The organism is Actinocrispum wychmicini, assembly GCF_004345645.1.
Lineage (GTDB): Bacteria > Actinomycetota > Actinomycetes > Mycobacteriales > Pseudonocardiaceae > Kibdelosporangium > Kibdelosporangium wychmicini.
Window position 1 is genome coordinate 265272 of sequence record NZ_SLWS01000011.1, and the last position, 20819, is coordinate 286090.

The following is a 20819-nucleotide window of genomic DNA, read 5'->3' on the forward strand; positions in this document are numbered from 1 at the left end:
TTGCCGGAAAGCCCAAGAACGGGGTGGGCCTAGCCCCACCTACGATCAGGACATGCTGAGGGTCGGTCTCACCGGTGGTATCGGGTCGGGCAAGTCCACGGTCGCGGGCCGCCTGGCCGAGCACGGCGCGGTCCTGATCGACGCCGACAAGCTGGCCCGGGAGGTCGTCGAACCCGGCACGCCGGGCCTCGGGCAGCTGGTCGAGGCGTTCGGTGCGGGCATCCTCGCGGCGGACGGGTCGCTGGATCGCCCGAAGCTGGCGGCCGTGGTCTTCAACGACGCCGAACAACGCGAACGGCTCAACAACATCGTGCATCCCCTGGTCGGCATGCGGACCGCGGAGTTGCTGCAGGGCGCGGCTGACGACGCGGTCGTCGTGCACGATGTGCCGTTGCTCGTGGAGAAGAACTACGCGCCCATGTACCACCTCGTGGTCATCGTGGACGCGGACGTGGAGAAACGCGTGCACCGCCTGACTTCCACGCGTGGAATGTCCGAAGAGGACGCACGCGCCCGCATCGCCGCTCAGGCGACCGAGGAGCAGCGTCGCACGGTCGCGGACGTGTGGCTGGACAACTCAAGCACAACGGACGAGATCCTCAGGGTGGCCGACAGTTTGTGGGCGGACCGGCTGGTGCCGTTCGAGGCCAACGTGCGGCTGCGCAGGCCGGCGGTGGTCGACCCGCGGACGACCGGCCCGGATCCGACCTGGCCGCGGCAGGCGGCCCGGCTGATCGCCCGGATCACCCTGGTGACAGGCCTGCCGGCGACGCACGTCGGCCCGACCGCCGACGGAGTGCCCGCCCAGGACGTGATCGAGGTGGAGGTCACGGTCGGCGACAACGCGGAGAAGGTCGCGGAGGAACTGTCCGCCGCGGGCTTCCCGGGTGGCGACGGAGTGCATCACTCCGCCGACCCGGGCCGCCCGGCGACCATCTACCTCCGTCAGTGACCGCCGCTCACCAGGGATGTCGTCATCGCCAGCAGTTCGGCGGCGGCCCGTAGGCTCACATAGGAGCCGCTGAAGGTGTCGATCCGCGGGTTCGGGCCGAGGTCCGGGCCGGGCACCCCGGTCTCCACCCGGATCACGTCCAGACCGTCCACAGCGGACAACAGGGCTCGCACCGCCGGATACCGGTGTGCCTCCCGGGTGACCAGGACGACCTGCCGGAACTCCTTGGCGGCGGCCAGAACCGTGTCCACTTCGGTCGGGGCCACGCGCAGCGGACGCGTGCCCGGCACCAGTTCGGTCAGGTGTGGGCCGAGGCCCCACTTGACGTTGCCGGCGGCGATGGTCGGGTCGGTCACCACGTCCACCACCAGCGGCGGGCCGTCCAGCCGTGGCTCGCCGGCCACCCGGAGTGCCTTGCGGGCCACGGACAGGCCCAGTTCGAAGTCCACCGGGACGACCGGTGTGGACACCGGTGGGGTGCGCAGTTCGAATGCTCGTTGGGACGCCTCGGCCAGACGTTCCTCGGACAACGCGCCGGACTTGACCGCCGCGACAATGCCCGCGCTGACCGCGTCGAGTACGTCGGCTTCGAACGCGGCGCCACCCATGCACAGCACGTCCGCGCCGGCCGCGAGGGCCTTCACCGCGGCGGCGGCCATGCCGTCGTGCCGGCCGAACTCGCCGGACACCGCACCCATCTCCAGCGCGTCGGTGATCACCGCGCCGGTGAAGCCCAACTCACCCCGCAGCACGTCGGTGAGCGCCTTGTGGTTCAACGTCACCGGGTCCTGGCCCCAGTCCTGGACGACCAGGTGCCCGGACATGATCGTCCGCACGCCGGCCTTGATGGCGGCGATGAACGGCACCAGCTCGATCGCCCGCAGCTCCGCCTCGGTCCGGGGCAGCACCGGCAGGCTCAGGTGCGAGTCCTCCGTGGCCGCGCCGTGCCCTGGGAAGTGCTTGGCGCACGCCGCGACGCCGAACCTTTGCATGCCCGTCACGTACGCCGCGACCTGCTCGGCGACGGACTCGGGATCCGAGCCGAACGCCCGGACGCCGATGATCGGGTCGTCCGGCGTCAGGGTCAGGTCCGCGCACGGCGCCAGGTCGAGGGTGATCCCGCACGCCGCCAGCCGTTCGCCCAGCGCGGCCGCGACCTGGGTGGTCAGCGAGGTGTCGCCGGCCGCGCCCAGGGCGAGCGGTCCGGGCACGAACGAGCCGGTGGCGACGTCGAGCCGGGTGACGTCGCCACCCTCCTCGTCGATCCCGATGATCACGTCCGCGCGTTCGGAACGCAGCTGTGTGGTCAGCGAGTGGATCTGCTCGTCGTCGATCACGTTGCGGCCGAACAGGACCACCCCGCCGAGTCCCTCGCCTATCCTGCGTCGCAACCACTCGGGCGCGGACGTGCCGCCGAATCCTGGCAGCATGACGGACTCGGCCAGTAGTTCCCAAGAGGACACTGCTACCCCTTCACGGCGCCGGACGTGAGGCCGGACACGAGCTTTCGTTGCACGATCAGGAAGAACACCAGCGCGGGCACGGCGTAGATGACCGACGCGGCCATGATCCCGCCCCAGTCGACGGAGAACGCCGTGCGGAACGTGGACAGCCACACCGGCAGCGTCTGCTTGCCCTGGTCCTTCATGAGCACCAAGGCGTACAGGAACTCGTTCCACGCGGTGATGAAGCCGAACACCGAAGTGGCCACCAGGCCCGGCCCGAGCAGCGGCAGCGTGACCCGGCGGAACGCGCCCCACCGGCCGCAGCCGTCGATCATCGCGGCCTCTTCCAGCTCGATCGGGATCCCGTTGACGAACCCGTAGAGCATCCACGTGGTGAACGGCAACGTCGACGCCGTGTACACCGCCAGCAGCGCCGGCAACGTGTTCAGCAGTCCGGCGTCCCGCATCAGCAGGAACATCGGCAGGAACAGGGCCGGCAGCGGCGCCAGTTGCGCGATCAGCACCAGCAGCAGGAACCCTCTGCGGCCACGGAACCGCATGCGGGCCAACGGAACCGCGGCCAGCAGGCCGGCGACCAGCGCGCACAGCACCGAACCGAGCGTGACGATCAGGCTGTTGGTCATGTACGTGACGAACCCGGGCTTGGTGATCGCCGAGACGAAGTTGTCCAGCGTCGCCGAGGTCGGGATCAGGTCGTACGCCGGCGACAGCACCTGGCCCGGGGTCTTGAACGACGTGGTGATCAGCCAGTAGGTCGGGAACCCGAACAACACCGCCACGATCACACCGACCACACTGAGCGTGATCCGTTGCGACAACGATTTCCTCATGCCAGGTCCGCCTCTCGTGCGCGTACCAGCAGCTGGATGTACCGGGCCGTCACGGCGACGAGGATGACCAGCATCAACGCGGCGATGGCCGACGCGGCGCCGAAGTGGCTGCTGGCGATGCCCTTGAGGTAGAGCAGGATCGGCAAGGTGGTGCTCTCCCCGTCCGGGCCGCCCTGCTTGACCGCCCACACCTGGGCGAAGACCTGGAAGTCCCAGATCACCGACAGGAACGTCACCATGGTCACGATCGGCCGCAGGGCCGGCCAGCTGACCGCCCGGAAAGCCTGCCACCCGCTGGCCCCGTCGATGCCGGCCGCCTCGTACTGCTCCCGCGGCACGCCGAGCAGCCCGGCGTACAGCGCGAACGTCACGAACGGCACGGCCTGCCAGACGATGATCAACCCGATCACCACCAGCGTGCTCGTCCCGCTGGAGAACCACGAGAAGCCGATGAACGAGTGGAAGCCGAGCCGGTCCAGCGTCTTGTTGAGAATCCCGTACTGCTGGTCGAAGATCCACTGAAAGATGGTGGTGGCCGCGATGATCGGCACCGCCCACGCCAGCACCAGCGTGACCTGCAGGAAGACCCGGATCACCGGGTTGACGTGCCGCATCAGCAGCGCGATCAGCAGGCCGCCGACAACCGTGCCGCCCACGACGGACGCGGTGAAGACCAGCGTGCGGACGGTGATCGTCCAGAACTCCGGATCGGCGAGCGCGGCACTGTAGTTGTCGAAGCCGACCCACACCATCTTGCCGGTCACCAGCTCGCTCAGGTCGAGCTTGCGCAGGCTGATGAACAGCAACTGGATGGTCGGCCAGCCCAACAGCACCAGCACCAGCGCCAGGGCCGGTGCCATCAACAGGTACGGCAACGTCAGGTCACCCACCCGGAGACCCTTGCGTCGCCCGCGCCGGGGTGTGACACGCGGCGATGCCGGCGGGGTGGTCCCCGCCGGCATCGCCGCGACGCCTTGCGTCGTGGTCATCCCAGGAGCTTGTTCAGCGCCGCGTTCGCATCCGCGGTCGCCTGGTCGGCCGTCTTCTTTCCGGTCAGGTACGCGGTCAGCATGTCCTTCAGCGGGTTCTGGCCGGACTCGACGTCACCCCACTTCGGGCTGGCCGGGACCGCGCGGCCGTTGGTGGAGGCCTTCGCCATCACGCTGGCGTACGGGTCCGAGTCGAGCGCGCTGACGTCGGTCGACGTGCCCGGCACGAAGCCGCCCTGGGCCAGCTGGGTCTGGTACTTGGTGCTGGACAGCAGCTTCAGGTACTCCTTGGCCGCGGCCTGGTTCTTGGCGTTCACCGGGATGGCCAGGTTCGAGCCACCGAGGAACACGGGTGCGCTCTTGCCCGCGGTCTTGCCGGGGATCGGGAACGCGCCGGTCTTGTCCTTGATCGTCGGGTCGGTCTTGGCGGCCGTGGCGACCTCACCGGGCACGCCGATGAACATCGCGACCTTGCCGCCGGCGTAGATACCGGCCTGCTGCGGGGTGGCCTCGTCGTTGTCCTTGGGCGCCTTGGTGCCGGAGGAGTCAACGAGCTTCTTGTAGAACGCCAGGCCGGCCTTGGCCTCGGCGCTGTCCAGGGTCGCGGTGAACTTGGCGCCGCTGCCCTTGGCGATGTCGCCGCCGTTGTCCCAGATGAACGACAGCAGCGCGTACCAGTTCTGGCCGGGCATGTACAGCGGCTGGAAGTCCGGGTCGCTGCCGAACTTGGCCTTCAGCTTGTCGATGTCGGCCAGCCACTCGTCGTTCGAGGTGGGCGGCGCGGAGATGCCGGCCTGCTGGAACATGTCCTTGCGGTAGAGCACCTCACGGTTGGCGGCGTAGAACGGCACACCGTACTGCTTGCCGTCGAACGTGCCGGAGTCCTTGAGGCCCTTCAGCCACTGCGAGCCGTTCATGTCGTTCACGTCGTTCGACAGGTCGGCCAGCACGCCCTGGGACGCGAACTGCGGCGTCTGGGTGTTGCCGATCTCGATCACGTCCGGCGGTGCCTGGCTGGCCAGCGCGGTGGTCAGTTTCTGCTGGATCCCGTTCCACTGCTGGATCTCGTACTTGACGTGGGTCCCAGGGTGCTTGTCCTCGAACTCCTTGTTCAGCGCCGACGTCAGCGAGTCCGGCGCCGACCCTGTCATCAGCCAGACCGTCACGTCCCCTGTGATGGCCGCCGGCTGGTTCGCGGGCGCGTTGCTTGATGGTGATCCCCCTGAGCCGCTGGAGCCGGCGCAGCCCGCGGTCGCGAGGGTGATGGCGGCGGCACCCGCCGCCAGCGTGATCCAGCGCTTCACTCGTGCCGTCCTTTCGAGCCCGGCCACCAAGCCGGGCGTGAGCCACAAATGGTGTAGACCAATGCAGAGCAGCGTGGTCCGGACCACACCCGGTGTCAAGCCGGTGGCCAAGTCGTTGTAAAACAGCACCTCGCGAAGGGTCACCGGCCTTTTCCGGTGCGTAATCGGGCCAGACAAACGCAAAACCCCCGTGAGTGATCGTCCACTCGCGGGGGTTTCGGGTAAATCATTCGCCAAGTTGTGACCGGAGGCACGGCCTAATACGGCGGCCAGACTTCGAAGATGTGCCGCCCGGTGAGCCACGCTCCCAGATCGTGCCGGTGGTAGCTCAGCTCTTCAAGAGTCTTATGGACGGTCCTCAGTGCCAGATCGGCGTCGCCGGTCCGCAGGATCCGGCCGGCCACCGCGGCGGCGAACTCCTCCGAGCGCACGATCCGGGCGGCGGTGCCGGCGGTGGACGACAGGCCGAGCAGCAGGTCCGTGGTGCGCCACGCGCTGCCGTCGCGCTGGACGCGGACCGCGGTGAGCACGCTGGGGCCGACGCGCGCGTGCCGTGACCGTGGGCGTTGATGGGTCAGGCGTAGGTTGATCTCCGGCAGCAGCCAGGTGACCTCGGAGTCGAAGAAAGGGTCCTCCGGAGTGGGGCATTCCACCCGGAGACCCCAGCGTTCCTCCTGGCAGATCCGGAGGCGCCGGGTGGTACCCGATGAGTAGCTGCGCACCGAGGAGATCGTGTCGACGATGTCCACAAGTTGCGGCGTGATGGCCGTTCCCACGCGGCCCGAGGGTAGTCGGAACGGTGCTGTCCGTGATCACCCGGGTTGATTCGTTACATCACGGCTTGTGTTCGAATGGGTATCGATCCGTAAGCGGTGACGGGTTGCCCCAGATGGCGGTTGACAAGATCAAATAGTGTTCGCTAGCGCTGCCGCCACACCAGTTGAACACCGGATTCGCGCAGCCAGGCGTCCACGTCGTAGCCGTGCCGCGTGATGCCCTCGACGGTACGGTAGGTCCGTTCGAAGGCCCGTTGCGCGGTTCCCGCGGCGATCAGGCCGCACTCCAGCGCCGCCAGCAGCTCGTTGGTGTCGAGCACCTCCAGCCGGTCGCGGGTGAACACCAGGATGTCCAGGTACGCGTCCACCATCCGCCACACCGACGTGCCGGTCCGGCTGCCGAAGTCGCGGTCGATGTCGACCAGGTCGATGTAGTAGTCCTCGCGCTTGCGGCCCGGCCGCGGCCGCCACCGCGACACCCGCAGCCCGAGATCCGGCAACAGCCACGATTCGATGTACGCGAGCTGTGGATGCCCGTGCATCGGCCGGGCCATGTACAACCCGAAGTCCTCGACCCGGTATTCGTCGACCGCGCGCCGGATTCCCTTGGGATCGGTGTTCACCATGGCCGCCACGTCGAACAGCTCGACTTTCGGCGGGTGGATGTGCACGGCGTCGAGGCTTGCACCGGTGGCGGCGAGCGGCGCGGCGAAGTCGGAGGTCACGAGGCCATGGTGCCTACCCGCGACGATCAGCACCGCCCTCCGTAGAGGGGGTTTCTGCGTCCGAACGGGTGATATCCCCGGTAGGATCTCGCCAGTCTTGTCCGGGGGAGGAATTCGTGTTCGGGATCATCCGACCATGCCGCCATCGCCTTTCGCCGCGGCTGCGAACCTCGTGGCTGGCTCACCTCTGTGGGCTCTGCCTGGCATTACGGGACGATCACGGCCAGTTCGCGCGAACCGTGACGAATTACGACGGACTGGTGGTCGCCGCGCTCGTCGAAGCCCAGTCCGAGGCGGTCGGCACCAGGCGGACGGCGGGTCCGTGCCCCCTTCGAGGGATGCGGACGGCCTCGGTCGCACAGGGTGACGGCGCCTCCATCCAGTCCCGCGCGACCGCCGGACGGGGCCGACACGTGGCGCGATCGGCGCCGCGGTCCTCGCCCTGGCCACCCGCCATGACCTGATTCCGTACCGAGCCCTGCCACGCCCTGTTCACCCAGGCCGAAGCCGGCTACCGGGCCGCCACCCGTGCGGCTGGACGGCGATCGCGTCCGCTGTCCGCCGGTGCGATTTCCGTTGTACAGCAACCGGTTCTGGCCGTTGGATGAGGCCGCCGTGGCCCGCCGTCGCACGCCAGTTCGGTCGACATTTCTGGGTCGGTGTCAACCGATGTGACGTGCCGTGAGTAACCACCCATGTCCCTACGACTTGAACCGCCGCACGGGAGCACGTGATCGATCTTGACAGTCGAGGAGTTCGAAGAGTTCTACACGCACTGCGTCAGACGGCTGACCGGACAGCTCTACTTGGTCACCGGTGATTTGCAGGAAGCACAGGATGTGGTGCAGGAGGCCTTCGTCCGTGCCTGGACCCACCGCGGCAAGCTGCGGCGGGACGCAGGACCCGAGGCATGGGTGCGTACCACCGCGGGCCGGCTGGCGATCAGCCGCTGGCGCAAACACACCCGTGCCCTGCATGCCTGGCGCAGCCTCGGCCGACTCCAGCCCCCGACCGCGGCCGGGCCGCGGCCGGACGCGGTCGCCCTCGCGGACGCTCTGCAGCACCTGCCGGCGCGTCAGCGACTGGCGGTGGTGCTGTTCTACGTGTGCGACCTGACCGTGGAGCAGATCGCCCACGCGGCCGGCATGGCGTCCGGCACGGTCAAAACCCACTTGTCGCGAGGCCGGGCTGCCCTCGCGCCGCTTCTCGACGACACTCTGCGTACGGAGGATCACGGTGTCTGAGCACAATCCGTTCCTCGGCCCGCACGATGCCCCCCCGCCCACCGAGGGGCAACGCGACAGTCGGTTGCGGCTGGAGCTGCGACAGATTGCCGGCGCGGCGGCGGTGGCGGTGTCGCCGGTGCCCCACCAGCAGATCATCCGCCGAGGGACGCGGCGGCGCAGGCGGCGGGTGGTGTTGACCGCTGCCGCCGCGATTCTCTGCGTCACGACAGTGATCACCGCGGCAGCCGCACTGCGCAACCACCCCACAGGCCCGGCCGTCCCCGCACCCCCACCCTCCCCATCTTCCCCACCCGCACCCTCGACGTCGCTCTCAACCGTGTTTCCCAGCCGGCTACCCATCGGCGCGGAGGACGACTCCGAGGGCGCACCGTGGCCACCACGTACCTGACCGCGGCCGCCGATTCCGGCCCGCGCCCGGACGGCCAGTTCGCCGGTCACGGTCGGCGACGCCGTGATCCCTACCTGTTGGCGGCGGGGTTCTTCGTGATCTACGCGGTCCTGTCGACCTCGCGGTACCTCAACTTCAAGACGATGTCATGGGACCTGGGGATCTTCGAACAGGTCATCGGTTCCTACGCCCGCCTGCAACCCCCGGTCTCGGATCTGAAGGGCCCCGGGTTCCTCATCCTCGGCGATCACTTCAGCCCGATGGTCGCGCTGATCAGCCCTTTCTACCGGCTCTTTCCCACCGCGATCACCATGCTCATCGCGCAGGCGCTGCTGTTCGCCCTCGCCGTGGTGCCCGTCACCCGCACCGCCGCGCGCCTGCTGGGCCGCGCCAACGGGGTGGCCATCGGCGTGGCCTACGGTCTGTCCTGGGGTGTCCAGCGCGCCGTCGACTTCGACTTCCACGAGATCTGCTTCGCGGTGCCGATGATCGCGTTCGCCCTCGAAGCGCTGGTTCACCAGCGCTGGCGCACCGCGCTGGCCTGGGCCCTCCCCCTTGTCCTGGTCAAAGAAGACCTCGGCCTGACCGCCGCGGCCATCGCCATGCTCGTCGCACTGCGGGCCCGGCACACCCAGCCGCGCATCGTCACCGTCGCGATCAGTGTCGGCACTGCCTGCGTCCTCGCCTGCGTCGTCACCGTGGGGGTGGTGATTCCCGGATTCAGCGCGGCAGGCGACTACGACTACTGGTCGAAACTGAGCAGCGCCGGCGGTCTGGCAGGGGGCGACATCGACGAGAAAGTCCGGACGCTGCTATGGATTCTGCTGCCCACCACCGGCCTGCTGGCCTTACGCTCCCCGCTGCTGCTGGCCAGTGTGCCGACACTGGCCTGGCGATTCCTGTCCAACGACGAGCACTACTGGAGCACCGACTGGCACTACAACGCCGTCCTGATGCCCATTGTCACCCTTGCCCTGGTCGACGCCATCCCCCGGCTACGCCACAACCGCCTGCGCGCTTACGCCCACCACCTGCCCCTCGCCCTCTCGGCGGTGGCACTCGCGTTGAGCACCGCCCTGCCGGTGGCCTCCCTCACCCACGCTGAGACCTACCGGACAGGGCCTGAGGCGCGCGCCGCCGACCAGGCGCTGGCGACCATCCCCGACCGCGCCAGCGTCGAGGCCAACATCGTGCCGAGCGCTCACCTGGCCCCGCGTTGCCAGGTCTACTGGATCGGCGACACCCGCGGCATCACACCGGACTACATCGCCTACTACGACGCCACAATGACCTGGCAGGGTGTACTCGACTACGCCCGCCGTTTACACCCGAACGCCACCTACACGCCACTCATCGACACCGATGGCTACTGGATACTCCGTCGCGTCAGCCCGGGCTGACCCCTGCTCGGCCGCGCCGGTCATTTACGCCACGCAACACGCCCGACATCGCCCCGGGATCAGCGGTGACCAGCATGAAGCGAAGATGTCGGCCGCGTGGGGCGGGGTGGACCGGTGGGGGTGGGCGGTGGACACAGTCCGGCTGAAGGCGGCCGAGCCCGTCCGAGCGGAGCGAGGACCGACAATATTGTCGGTGGTCGGTCGTAGAGTCTTGGTTGTGGCATTCGCGACTGAGTACCCAGTGATCGCTCACTCCGAGTTTCGGCCGGTGAGCGAGATTCCGCGCGCCGACGGCAAGTTCAAGGTCGTCAGCGACTACCAGCCGGCCGGTGACCAGCCCGCGGCCATCGCGGAGCTGGAGCGCCGGATCAACGCGGGCGAGAAGGACGTTGTCCTGCTGGGCGCGACCGGGACGGGCAAGTCCGCCACCACCGCGTGGCTGATCGAGAAGGTGCAGCGGCCCACCCTGGTGCTCGCGCCGAACAAGACGCTGGCCGCGCAGCTGGCGAACGAGCTGCGCGACCTGTTCCCGAACAACGCGGTCGAGTACTTCGTCAGCTACTACGACTACTACCAGCCCGAGGCGTACATCCCGCAGACAGACACGTACATCGAGAAGGACTCCTCGGTGAACGACGACGTCGAGCGGCTGCGGCACTCCGCGACGATGAACCTGCTGTCGCGGCGGGATGTCATCGTGGTCGCGTCGGTGTCCTGCATCTATGGCCTGGGCACGCCGCAGTCGTATCTCGACCGGTCCATCGAAGTGCGGATCGGCCAGAACATCGACCGTGAGGTGCTGCTGCGCGCGCTGGTGGATGTGCAGTACACGCGCAACGACATCGCGTTCGCCCGTGGCACGTTCCGGGTGCGCGGCGACACCATCGAGATCATCCCGGCGTATGAGGAGCTGGCGGTTCGGGTCGAGCTGTTCGGCGACGAGATCGACAAGCTGTACTACCTGCACCCGTTGACCGGCGACATCATCCGCGAGGTCGACACCCTTCGGATCTTCCCCGCGACTCACTATGTCGCCGGGCCGGAGCGGATGGAACGGGCGATCCGCGCGATCGAGCAGGAGCTCGAAGAGCGGCTGGCGGAGTTCGAACGGCAGGGCAAGCTGCTGGAGGCCCAGCGGCTGCGGATGCGGACGAACTACGACGTCGAGATGATGCGCCAGGTCGGGTTCTGTTCGGGCATCGAGAACTACTCGCGGCACATCGACGGCCGGGAGGGCGGCAGCGCGCCGGCGACGTTGATCGACTACTTCCCGGAGGACTTCCTCATGGTGATCGACGAGTCGCACGGCACCGTGCCGCAGGTCGGCGGCATGTACGAGGGCGACGCGTCCCGGAAGCGCAACCTGGTCGAGCACGGTTTCCGGCTGCCCAGCGCGCTGGACAACCGGCCGCTGACCTGGGAGGAGTTCCAGGACCGGATCGGCCAGACGGTGTACCTGTCGGCCACCCCCGGCCCGTACGAGCTGGGCCAGACCGGCGGCGAGTTCGTCGAGCAGGTGATCCGGCCGACCGGCCTGATCGACCCGGAAGTGATCGTGAAGCCGACCAAGGGCCAGATCGACGACCTGGTCGGCGAGATCCGCGAGCGGGCCGAGAAGGACGAGCGCGTCCTGGTCACCACGTTGACCAAGAAGATGGCCGAGGACCTCACCGACTACCTGCTGGAACTGGGTATCCGGGTGCGCTACCTGCACTCCGAAGTGGACACCCTGCGCCGGGTGGAGCTGCTGCGCCAGCTGCGCACCGGCGATTTCGACGTGCTGGTCGGCATCAACCTGCTCCGCGAGGGCCTCGACCTGCCCGAGGTCTCCCTGGTGTCCATCCTGGACGCCGACAAGGAGGGCTTCCTGAGGTCCGGCACCAGCCTCATCCAGACCATCGGCCGCGCCGCCCGGAACGTCTCGGGCCAGGTCCACATGTACGCGGACAAGGTCACCGCGGCCATGCGGCTCGCGATCGACGAGACGGACCGCAGGCGCGCCAAGCAGACCGCGTACAACGAGGAACGCGGCCTCGACCCCCAACCGCTGCGCAAGAAGATCGCCGACATCCTGGACCGCGTCTACCAGGAAGCCGACGACAACGAAGTGCCGGTGGGCGGCTCCGCCCGCAACGTCTCCCGGGGCAAGAAACCCACGGGCGAACCAGGCGGCCGCAGCTCCGGCGTCCTGGCCGACCGGGACGTCTCCAAGATGCCCCGCGCCGAACTGGCTGACCTCGTGCAGCAGCTGACCGACCAGATGATGAACGCGGCCCGCGAGCTGCAGTTCGAACTGGCCGCCCGGCTCCGCGACGAGATCCACGACCTCAAGCGGGAACTCCGCGGAATGGACGCCGCCGGGATCAAATAGCACCTGCATGCCACTACACCATCTATGGTAGAGTTACACCATGGCCATGAACATCAAGGACAACGAGGCAGAGCGGCTCGCGACCGAAGTAGCTGAGCTTACTGGCGAAACGAAGACGGCAGCTGTCCGAACGTCCTTGCGTGAGCGCCGAGACCGCCTGGTGGCTCAGCATGACTTCGGTCGAAGACTGGCTGAAGCTCGCCGGTTTCTGGAGGATGAGATCTGGTCCCAAGTGCCCGCGGACGAGTTGGGCAAGCCCATCACCAAGGCCGAGCGTGAGGAGATTCTGGGCTATGGCCCTGATGGCGTGTGATCATCGACAGCTCAGCGATCATCGCCATCATGCAGGACGAGCCGGGATCCGCGGAGGTGCTGAGGCAGTTGCTGATGGGCGACGGTGTCCGAGTCGGCGCACCGACGCTGGCTGAGACGGGAGTGGTACTACTCGCACGTCGTGGCGTGCAAGGGCGTGGCCACTTGTCCCGCTTCGTGCAGAGGTTCTCAGTGGAGACAGTGCCATTCACCGCACAGCATGCCGAGGTCGCCGAGGACGCCTACTACCGTTTCGGCAAGGGACGGCATCGGGCAAAGCTGAACATGGGGGACTGCTTCACCTACGCGACGGCCTACATCGCGCGCGAGCCGTTGCTCTTCGTTGGCGACGACTTCGTTCACACCGACCTTGACCTGGTGAAGCTCAGCGGGAACTGAGTTTTCGGACGTCGCGGCTGCAGAGGGCGGCGGCTGTGGCGACGATGATCAGGCCGGCCGCGCCCAGCAGGGTGAGGGAGGTTCCCAGGCCGGTGGCGATGGGGGCGACGGTCATTTCGCCGATCGGGATCGCGAGGATCGAGCCGATGGCGTCGTAGGAGTAGACGCGGGCCAGTTTGTCCGGTGGGATGTGCTGCTGCATTGTTGTGTCCCAGGCGATTCCGAACTGTTCCATGGCCATTCCGGTGAGGAACATGGCGATCAGGAGCACGGGGAGTCGGGGCGCTTCGGCGAGGGCGAGCAGGGGGAGGGCTTCGGAGAACACTGCCGCGACGCCGATCAGCAAGGGGCGGCGGGGATGCCAGCGGGCGGCGACGAGGGCGCCCAAGAAGGCGCCCACCGCCTGTACGCCGAGTGTCACACCCCATGCGGGGCGGCCGACTGTGGTGTCCGCGACGGCTGGGCCGAGGACTTGGGTGCCGCCTACCACCGCCGCGTTGACGATCATGAACTGCAGCACCACGACCCACACCCATGTGCGGGCGCGGAACTCTGTCCAGCCTTCGCGGAGTTCGGCCAGCGGCCGCGCGGCCGGGCGGGGTGGGGCGACGGTCACGTGGTGGCGCATTCCCTCGTATCCGCCGGCGGCCAGGAGGAACGCTAGGGCTCCGGCGGCGACCGCCCACCCTGGGCCGAGCACCCCAGCGACCAGCCCGCCCAACGATGAGCCCACGGTCATCGCGGTGGTGACGCCCATCCGCACGATGGCGTTCGCGGGGCGCAGCAGTGGGGCCGGCACGGCCTGTGGCGTGATCGCCAGCGAAGCGGGAATCGAGACCGCGGCCACGGCCCCGTTGAGTGTGCTCAACACGACCAGCAGTGGCACTGAGGCGAACCCCGCCAACACGGACAGCGCGATCAACGCCTGGGTCAACGCGGCGGCGAGGGACGAGCCTTGGAGGATGACGCTGCGCGGTAGCCGGTCGGCGAGCACGCCGCCGAACAACAGCAACACGACGGTGGCGACGGACCGCGCGCCGACGACGATGCCCAGGTCAACCGCGGAGCCGGTGAGGTCGAGGACGGCGAAGGCCAGTGCGACCGGCGCTATGGCGTTGCCGAGATTGTTCGCGATACGGGCCGTGACGAGCCAGCGGAACGCGGCGTGTCTCAGAGGGTCCCGCAACTGCACGCCCGAGTATCTCCAGTCGCGTTGATGCGGTTCAATCGATTATGTGACCGTGGATGAGGTGGTTGAGCACTGCCTGGCCAAGCCGGGCGCCGAGGAGACCTACCCGTGGGGTGACGCGGAACTGGTCGCCAAGGTGGGCGGCAAGGCGTTCGCGTTCATCGGGCTCACCGGCGGGGCGGTCGGTGTGAAATGCGGTGTCGACTCGGCCGAGGCGAGTGTCTGGCGCGACCGGTACCCGGACGACATCGAGGCCAGCGCGTACATCGGACGGTACGGGTGGAATCGCGTCCAGCTCAGCGGTTCCGTGCCTGATGACGACCTGATGGAGTTGTTGGACGGGTCGTACGACGCCGTCCTGGCCAAACTGCCGAAGTCGAAGCGCCCTCTCTAACGGTGTTAGAGGCTGATCAGCCCAAGTCCGATGTGTACCGCTGAGGTTTCGCGTCCCGCGCGAGATCGTCCAGCGTGACCGTCACCGGCACGTCGCCCAGCAAGGACGTGAACGCGGCGGCGATCGTGTCCACATCGGGTGCGCCGATGTGGTGGACCGACAACGTGAACGAGCCGTCCGCGCGCTGATGCAGGTGCCACGCCACCAAACCGAGCGGCGACAGTACGTGGGTCACCTCGATCGAGTTGACCAGGGTTCCGTTCGCGCCACGGAACATCACCGGCGCCCGCCCGTCCAGGCCGAGAAGAACCGGGCCGTCGCGCCATTCCAAGGCCGCGTGGTCGCCGGTCCGGTACCGCAGCAACGGCAACATCGGGTTCTCCCCGCAGGTCACGGTGATCTCGCCGACCACTCCCGGCGCGCACCGGCGACCGGACTCGTCCAGGATCTCAACGTACAGCCGGCGCGGCACGATCCGGTGCACATCTTGGTCACGCCACGCGATCAGACCGGTCTCGGTGATGCCGTACAGGTCGACCACCGGGCACTGGAAGCGTTCCTCCAGCCGTTGCCGCAGCGCGCCGGACAAGGCCATCGCGCCGCTGATCACGGCCTTCGGCGTGTGGCGAAGCGGCAGTTCGGCGAGCGTGGCCAAGGAAATCGGGTTGCCCGTGTAGAGCTCCGGCACGCAGGAGTCCAAGAAGGACACTCGATGGTCCGGCGCGGTCCAGCCGGACGGATGCAGGTTGATCTTCAGCAGCCCGGCGCCGCCCAGGTACGACATCACCGAGACGAACTGGTACGCCACCGGCTGGTGGTACACGTTGACCAGGGACACCCGGTCGGCGCCGCCGTCGAGCCGGACGCCGAACCGCGCCAGCACGTGTTCGATCACCGGCAGGTCCAGCGAGGTGAACTCCGGGCTCATCGGGACCCGCGCGGCCGGGCCACGGGAGCCGGACGTGTCGTACACGATCAGGTCCGACAGGTCCGCGTCGTCCGGAACGTGCTGGTCGGCCTGGGAAAGCAGATCGTGCCGGCCGATCGTGGGCACGTCCGTGAGCCGTTGCGGAACCGAGCGGCGACGGTACCGCGGCACGGTCGCGTGCACCTTGGCGATCAGCTCGTCCACCCACGGCGGCTCCTGGGTCGGCGTCCAGCCGTGCTGGCCGGCCCGCAGAGTGTCCTGATAGGACCGAAGCCGGTCCACCGAGGCCTGGGTGAGGCGGTCGCCGCACGCGTGGTTGTAGTGCGGGGCATGCGGATGCTCGCGGAGCCGGGTGAGCATCGCCCGGCCGGCGTCGGTCAGCAGCGGCCAGCGTTCGCTGTCGGTGAGGGCGGTCGCCGCCATCGGCACGTAGTCCGGGACCGGGTAGTCGCGCATGATCACACCTGGCTGTATCGGGCGGCCGCTTCCCTGGCGCGCTGCTCTTCCATGGCCTTACGGACCGCCGCGGCCCGTTCCTCGGCTTCTTTGGCCGCCCGGAGCACTTCCTGTCGCCGCACACTGTCTACAGTAGCCAGACGGTCGGCGGCCTGGGCGGCGGTCTCCCCGTCCGGCAGCAACGACAGCGACCGCAGGGCGAGCCTGGTCAGCTCCTCGCGCCGGTCCGGGTCGGCCACGAACTTCGGCGCGTCCACCAGGTCGGCCAGCGGTAGCAACACCTCGGTGAGGAAGTCGTACAGGCGTTTGGCGTCCGCCGCGGCGATGAGGTCGTCGTCCGCCACCAGCCAGCACGAGATCAGCACCAGCCGCTGCCAGTTGCGTTCACTCGACTCGAACGGCATTGCGCTGCGCGCGTCCAACGCCTGTCCACCGGCCGACATCAGCACATCGGACACCACGGCCGGCACGGAGACGTCGTCGGCGAGAAAGTCGGCGGGTGTCTCGGCGAGCCGCCTGGTGAGACGGGACAAGCTGATCACGACCGGCTCCTCTCGTACTGCCTGCGGCTGAACGCGGCGGCGAAGTCGATCAGCTGCTGCCAGTCGGTGACCCGGCTGACGTCCCAGCCCGGCGTGATCGACCGGATGCGTTCCTCCACCTCGTCCGACCACAGGTTCAGCACGAGCGTGCCGCCCGCGCCGGCCGCGGCCAGCGCCGCCGCGGCGATCTCGGCGCCGGGCCGGCCGAGCTCGTCAGCGGCCTGCACCATGGTGTCCACCCCGTCGTCGGAGATCACCACGATATGCGTCGGCTCGGCGCGCTCGCGCTCCAGGTACGTCTTGCGCAGGATGTGGATCGGAAACGCCGTGTAGCTGCCGAAATAGCCGGTGAGGACGTGCATCACCGCCGTCTCGTCCCGGACGAACCCGTCGGTCATCAGGAACTCGTCCGTGCCCGACCACAGGGTGGCCTGGACGCGCGCGCCGACCCGCAGCGCGGACAACGCCAGGATCGCGCCGGCCAAGGTCAGGTACGACACCGTCTGGCGTGGGTTCGGCATCGAGCCGGACGAGTCGACGTACAGGTCCAGGTCGACCGGTCGCCGGTCGCTCTCATCGGCCTCGGTCCGGCCGATCAGCCGCTGCATGGTGGTCATTCCGGGCACCACCACCGGTGACCGCAGCGCGGTCGCCACCCAGTCGACGGTCTCGATCGGTTCGCCGATGTCCCAGGCCGTGTGGCCTTCCGGCAGCGGCTCCGACGACAACGGCCTGGTCTTGACGGGGAACCGGACCAGGTGCGGCGCGGCGCGTTCCCGGTAGTAGCGGGCGGCCGCGTCCTCGTCCGAAACGGACAGACCGAGCTGGCGGAGGATCTGGCCGTACTCGAACGGTTCCCGGTACTGTCCGGCGCCCTGCAGCGGGTTCTCGGTGGGCGCCTGCTCGGGCGCGAAGTCGTTCACCCGCGGGTCGAGCGCCGGATGCGTGATCGGCTCGGTGTCCATCCCGGTCAACCCCGGCACGGGCACGCCGTCGCCGACGACCCCGACGCACACCCGCCGCCTGGCCTGCGCGAAGTCGCCTTCGGCCTGTTCGGCCAGGTATCGGTAACACAACGCGGCGAAGCCACCGGCGCCGCGCTGCCAGTCGGTCGCGTACACCCGGGCGAGTTTGGCGCCGAGTTGGGCGTCGCCGTCCATGCTGCTGTCGATTTCCTTACGGGTCAACGTGCCGGACGGCACCGACCAGAGGATCTCGAAGATCCGCATGAAGAAGGTCCACAGTGGAGTGCTGTCCGGGTCGGCCAGCCGCTCGTACACCTGGGCCATCCGCAGGCCACGGCTCCGCTGCAACCGGTCGTTGATCAGCATGTCCGCGTACAGGTTCGCGACCAGCGGCGCGTGCTGTTCGAGGTTGGGCAGGCCCTGCCGGACCCGGCCGAGCAGCCGGGCGTGGTCGGCGAGGTCGGCCGGGCACAGCACGTGATGCCCGATCTCGTGCGCCATCACCTCCACCGGGAAGTCGCTCAGCCCCAGCTCGGTCGCGGCCTGCACATCCAGCACGACCGTCCGGTCGTCCAGCCGGAACATGGCGAAACTGCTGGTCAGGCCGGCCTTGTTGGCTTCGGCTGTGGTCGCGCACCACATCGGGTCGTGCACCTTGGTGAACCGGCCCCACGCCCGCAGCGCCGCCGGCCAGTGCTCGCGCCAGTTCATGACGTCCACGCCACAAACGTGATCGCGTGGGTCCACGGCGTGGTCGCGGCGAGCGTGTTGCCGGACGTCGCCCAACTCGTCGCCCCGGCCAGTTCGGGGACGTCCATGGTCGCCCGACCGAGTCGGATCGTGCCGGTCCGGTCCAGGGTGAGACCGTTGCCCGGTTCGTCCATCGGCACCTGGCCGGTCCGACGGAAGCCGGTGCCGAACCGGTCTGCGTACACCCGCCAGACGTCGTTGCCGTCGGTCGCGTGCCACTGGCCGCCTGACGTGAACACCATGGGCGGCTTGCGGAACGTGCCGCCGAAGCCCCGGAACCGCCCGAACCGACCGACCACCTTGAGCCCCGACGCCGCACCCGGCGTGAACCACGGGTCGGCGGCCAGACTATCCACATCTGACGTGTCGAGGATGGCGGTCAGGATCTCCGGCGGCACCCGTCGGGCGACGGCCAACGCCGACGTGCGTAACGCGGCCAGGCCGTGTCGCCACGCCGCCACCGCGCCCGCGTCCAGGAGCGTCTCGGTCGTCGGCGCCAGCGGTGCCACTGCGACCATTGTGGACGCCCAGCCCGCGGTGTCGTCCAGGTGGTGCAACGCGTTCGCCATCGCGGTCGGCACCCTGTGTGGTGCGTCCGCGACGAACCGGCCCAGGTGCGCCAGCAACGGGCCGAGCCCAGCCGGCGGGCGGCCGTTGGTGTCGAGCACGAGGTCGAACAGACTGTCCGTGACCGCGACCGGATCGCCGCCGGCCGCCGCGGCCGCGTCCACCGCGGGGCCGACCGATTCCTTGAGGTACGCGAGGAAAGCGTTTGCGTCCAGGTGTTTCGCGCGATGCCTCGCCAGCCGGAACCGCGCGTTGTACCGGTCCCGGTTCTTGGCCAGCGCGGTGTGGAACGGGGTCAGCTCTTCCATCGCAGCCATGCCCGGTAGTTCACGTACCGCTGGTGCAGGTACTTCAGCGCGAGCGCGTCGTCGTAGACGTGCCCGTACAGCTTGCGGTCGCGGCTCCACTCGGTCAGCAGCGACTCGATCGCGGCCAGCCGTTTCTCCACTTCGGACTCGTCCACGTCGTCAAGGCCGAGCTCGAACTGGGCGAGCATGTCGCCGACCGGGTCGTGCACGTCGAGGTCGAGCCGGTCGTACTCGGCGCACGCGCGCTCGAACAACGAGCGGATCCAGCTGACCCGGTCGGTCCGGTAGGGGCGCTGGGCCGGATCGTCGAACGCGGGCGACTGGTCGTCCGGGATGAGCTTGTCGTGCAGCACGAACGGCAGCACCGCGGCCAGGTCGTCCAGCCCCACCTCGGGCCGGCCCCGGAAGTACGCCAACGCCTTCGCGTACGTCAGGACACTTTGGAGCGACCGGACCGACAGTCCGCCAAGCGTTTGCGCGCCCAGGTCGGCGATCCGGTCCCGACCGGTCTCGGCGGCCGCCAGCAGGTGCACCTCGACCCCGGCGAGCTTGGCGGTGTCCTTGGTCCGGTACTCGAACTGCTCCCCGGCGGGCTCCAGCAGCTCGAACTGCGCGGCGAAGAACTCGATCCGGCGCCGGACCTCGCGGGTGATCGGCACCCGGAGGATCTCGGCGAACATCCGGTCGTGCTCGGCCTCGGTGAACACGATCTCCGGCGGCACCACCTCCTCGGGCCGCAGCCGCTGCTCGACGCGTTCCTGCAGTTCGCCCAGGAACCGCGAGTTGAACGCCAGTGCGTGCACCACGACGTCGATCCGGTCCCGGAGCGCCTCGATGACCTGGTACGTGCCGCCGCCGGCGTCGTCGTTCGCGGTGAGATACCAGGCCGAGTCGGCGGACTCGTAGATCTGGTCGAACACCTCGGCGTAGCCGTCGGACATCAACGTGAGCAGCGCCGACTGGGTCCGGGTGGGAATCCGGTTGTACTCGTCGATGATCTTGACCCGCATGCCCAGCCAGGTCCGCCAGGCCACGTCGATGTCGGCCATCCGCTCGGCCTTGATCAGGTCCCCCGGCAGCGGCGTGCCCAGCAGGTCGGAGATGGTGAGCTGTGGATGCCCGTGCTGCATCGCCCGGCGCACGTCCCGCAGCGGATACCCGGCCAGCACGCCCATCAGGATCGCGCTGGCCGTCTTCCCCCGCCCCGGCCCACCCACGAGCAGACACCGCCGCCGCACGGCGAACGTCAGCAACGGAACGAGGACGAAGCTGGAGTAGCTCTGCCCGCTCGGCAACGTCAGCCGGGCCTTGGTGTCGCCGAGGTGGACGTTCGCGCTGGGCCCGTCGGCGAACTCCAGGTCGTAGTGCGGGCTGATGATCGCGTGGTTGACGATCCAGAAATAGGCCTGCCGCAGCTTCTCGTCCAGGGCGACCGGTGACTCCGAGCCGCCACCGGTCAACGGGGTGTCATACAGCGTGGCGACGTCGAACTCGTCCTGCGGCGGCGCGGACCCCGGCAACGTCGGTGCCTGCGACACATGCCGGTACGGAGGATTCACCA

20 protein-coding genes and 1 pseudogene are annotated in these 20819 nt (G+C 68.6%); 9 read left to right on the plus strand and 12 right to left on the minus strand.

The genetic code is table 11. The features are described from left to right. The first annotated feature begins 52 nt into the window (after nucleotides 1-52). Nucleotides 53-952, plus strand: coding sequence for a dephospho-CoA kinase (gene coaE / locus EV192_RS40660; RefSeq protein ID WP_132124063.1), 900 nt, complete (start codon nucleotides 53-55; stop codon nucleotides 950-952). On the opposite strand, the gene EV192_RS40665 is transcribed toward coaE, so the two are convergent. The 6 genes from EV192_RS40665 to EV192_RS40690 all read right to left on the minus strand — a co-directional run bounded on the left by EV192_RS40665 (nucleotide 946) and on the right by EV192_RS40690 (nucleotide 7042). Continuing rightward, nucleotides 946-2415, minus strand: a complete 1470-nt coding sequence (locus tag EV192_RS40665; RefSeq protein ID WP_243727380.1) for a glycoside hydrolase family 3 protein — start codon at nucleotides 2413-2415, stop codon at nucleotides 946-948. The genes coaE and EV192_RS40665 overlap by 7 nt on opposite strands. A 2-nt stretch (nucleotides 2416-2417) precedes the next feature. Continuing rightward, complete coding sequence (locus EV192_RS40670) at nucleotides 2418-3248, minus strand: carbohydrate ABC transporter permease (protein WP_132124064.1); 831 nt, start codon at nucleotides 3246-3248, stop codon at nucleotides 2418-2420. Beyond that, complete coding sequence (locus tag EV192_RS40675; protein WP_132124065.1) at nucleotides 3245-4237, minus strand: carbohydrate ABC transporter permease; 993 nt, start codon at nucleotides 4235-4237, stop codon at nucleotides 3245-3247. The genes EV192_RS40670 and EV192_RS40675 overlap by 4 nt, the downstream gene beginning before the upstream one ends. Beyond that, nucleotides 4234-5541, minus strand: a complete 1308-nt coding sequence (locus EV192_RS40680; RefSeq protein WP_132124066.1) for a sugar ABC transporter substrate-binding protein — start codon at nucleotides 5539-5541, stop codon at nucleotides 4234-4236. The genes EV192_RS40675 and EV192_RS40680 overlap by 4 nt, the downstream gene beginning before the upstream one ends. A 257-nt stretch (nucleotides 5542-5798) precedes the next feature. Continuing rightward, on the minus strand, nucleotides 5799-6317 hold the full coding sequence (locus EV192_RS40685; protein ID WP_132124067.1) for a ribonuclease FAU-1 family protein: 519 nt from the start codon (nucleotides 6315-6317) through the stop codon (nucleotides 5799-5801). A 143-nt stretch (nucleotides 6318-6460) separates the two neighbouring features. Continuing rightward, entirely contained in the window at nucleotides 6461-7042 is a 582-nt protein-coding gene (locus EV192_RS40690) for a ribonuclease FAU-1 family protein (protein WP_243727381.1), read from the minus strand. Nucleotides 7043-7158: 116 nt separating this feature from the next. Between EV192_RS40690 and EV192_RS56360 the strand changes: the two are divergent. From EV192_RS56360 to EV192_RS40725, 7 genes and pseudogenes are all read left to right on the plus strand, one after another. After that, nucleotides 7159-7422, plus strand: a pseudogene (locus tag EV192_RS56360) (DUF5685 family protein); the annotation flags it as partial. A 360-nt stretch (nucleotides 7423-7782) separates the two neighbouring features. Beyond that, nucleotides 7783-8286: a SigE family RNA polymerase sigma factor gene (locus EV192_RS40700; protein ID WP_132124068.1), complete on the plus strand. Its 504-nt coding sequence runs from the start codon at nucleotides 7783-7785 to the stop codon at nucleotides 8284-8286. Next, on the plus strand, nucleotides 8279-8677 hold the full coding sequence (locus EV192_RS40705) for a hypothetical protein (protein WP_132124069.1): 399 nt from the start codon (nucleotides 8279-8281) through the stop codon (nucleotides 8675-8677). The genes EV192_RS40700 and EV192_RS40705 overlap by 8 nt, the downstream gene beginning before the upstream one ends. Then, nucleotides 8659-10077 (plus strand): DUF2079 domain-containing protein, encoded by a 1419-nt coding sequence (locus tag EV192_RS40710; RefSeq protein WP_207926589.1) that lies wholly within the window; start codon nucleotides 8659-8661, stop codon nucleotides 10075-10077. The genes EV192_RS40705 and EV192_RS40710 overlap by 19 nt, the downstream gene beginning before the upstream one ends. Before the next feature lie 217 nt (nucleotides 10078-10294). Next, entirely contained in the window at nucleotides 10295-12448 is a 2154-nt protein-coding gene (gene uvrB / locus EV192_RS40715; RefSeq protein WP_165960889.1) for an excinuclease ABC subunit UvrB, read from the plus strand. 40 nt (nucleotides 12449-12488) lie between these two features. Next, nucleotides 12489-12761: a type II toxin-antitoxin system VapB family antitoxin gene (locus EV192_RS40720; RefSeq protein ID WP_132124071.1), complete on the plus strand. Its 273-nt coding sequence runs from the start codon at nucleotides 12489-12491 to the stop codon at nucleotides 12759-12761. A gap of 29 nt (nucleotides 12762-12790) precedes the next feature. After that, nucleotides 12791-13159: a type II toxin-antitoxin system VapC family toxin gene (locus EV192_RS40725; RefSeq protein WP_243727382.1), complete on the plus strand. Its 369-nt coding sequence runs from the start codon at nucleotides 12791-12793 to the stop codon at nucleotides 13157-13159. Here the strand turns inward: EV192_RS40725 and EV192_RS40730 are convergent. Further along, nucleotides 13146-14351, minus strand: a complete 1206-nt coding sequence (locus EV192_RS40730; protein ID WP_132124073.1) for an MFS transporter — start codon at nucleotides 14349-14351, stop codon at nucleotides 13146-13148. The two genes, EV192_RS40725 and EV192_RS40730, sit on opposite strands and share 14 nt — an antisense overlap. 49 nt (nucleotides 14352-14400) lie before the next feature. Between EV192_RS40730 and EV192_RS40735 the strand changes: the two genes are divergently transcribed. Further along, a complete protein-coding gene (locus EV192_RS40735; protein ID WP_243727383.1) occupies nucleotides 14401-14742 on the plus strand; it encodes an MmcQ/YjbR family DNA-binding protein in 342 nt (113 codons plus the stop codon). A 16-nt stretch (nucleotides 14743-14758) separates the two neighbouring features. On the opposite strand, the gene EV192_RS40740 is transcribed toward EV192_RS40735, so the two are convergent. Genes EV192_RS40740 through EV192_RS40760 form a run of 5 tightly spaced genes read right to left on the minus strand, consistent with a single transcriptional unit; the run spans nucleotide 14759 to nucleotide 20817 of the window. Next, on the minus strand, nucleotides 14759-16126 hold the full coding sequence (locus tag EV192_RS40740; protein ID WP_132124075.1) for an AMP-binding protein: 1368 nt from the start codon (nucleotides 16124-16126) through the stop codon (nucleotides 14759-14761). 2 nt (nucleotides 16127-16128) lie between these two features. Next, complete coding sequence (locus tag EV192_RS40745; protein ID WP_132124076.1) at nucleotides 16129-16668, minus strand: hypothetical protein; 540 nt, start codon at nucleotides 16666-16668, stop codon at nucleotides 16129-16131. Next, on the minus strand, nucleotides 16665-18353 hold the full coding sequence (locus EV192_RS40750) for a hypothetical protein (protein WP_207926590.1): 1689 nt from the start codon (nucleotides 18351-18353) through the stop codon (nucleotides 16665-16667). Before EV192_RS40750 ends, EV192_RS40745 begins: the two co-directional genes overlap by 4 nt. Next, nucleotides 18341-19267, minus strand: coding sequence for a hypothetical protein (locus tag EV192_RS40755; protein ID WP_132124077.1), 927 nt, complete (start codon nucleotides 19265-19267; stop codon nucleotides 18341-18343). Before EV192_RS40755 ends, EV192_RS40750 begins: the two co-directional genes overlap by 13 nt. Next, the gene (locus EV192_RS40760) at nucleotides 19246-20817 is read right to left on the minus strand and encodes a MoxR family ATPase (protein WP_132124078.1); all 1572 of its coding nucleotides are present in this window, start codon (nucleotides 20815-20817) and stop codon (nucleotides 19246-19248) included. The genes EV192_RS40755 and EV192_RS40760 overlap by 22 nt, the downstream gene beginning before the upstream one ends. Nucleotides 20818-20819 lie beyond the last annotated feature (2 nt).

Coding starts and splice junctions, on each gene's coding strand:
- EV192_RS40720 (WP_132124071.1), top strand. CDS start 12,489: ATGGCCATGAACATCAAGGACAACGAGGCAGAGCGGCTCGCGACCGAA.
- EV192_RS40675 (WP_132124065.1), bottom strand. CDS start 4,237: ATGACCACGACGCAAGGCGTCGCGGCGATGCCGGCGGGGACCACCCCG.
- EV192_RS40755 (WP_132124077.1), bottom strand. CDS start 19,267: ATGGCTGCGATGGAAGAGCTGACCCCGTTCCACACCGCGCTGGCCAAG.
- coaE (WP_132124063.1), top strand. CDS start 53: ATGCTGAGGGTCGGTCTCACCGGTGGTATCGGGTCGGGCAAGTCCACG.
- EV192_RS40725 (WP_243727382.1), top strand. CDS start 12,791: ATGCAGGACGAGCCGGGATCCGCGGAGGTGCTGAGGCAGTTGCTGATG.
- EV192_RS40740 (WP_132124075.1), bottom strand. CDS start 16,126: ATGCGCGACTACCCGGTCCCGGACTACGTGCCGATGGCGGCGACCGCC.
- EV192_RS40670 (WP_132124064.1), bottom strand. CDS start 3,248: ATGAGGAAATCGTTGTCGCAACGGATCACGCTCAGTGTGGTCGGTGTG.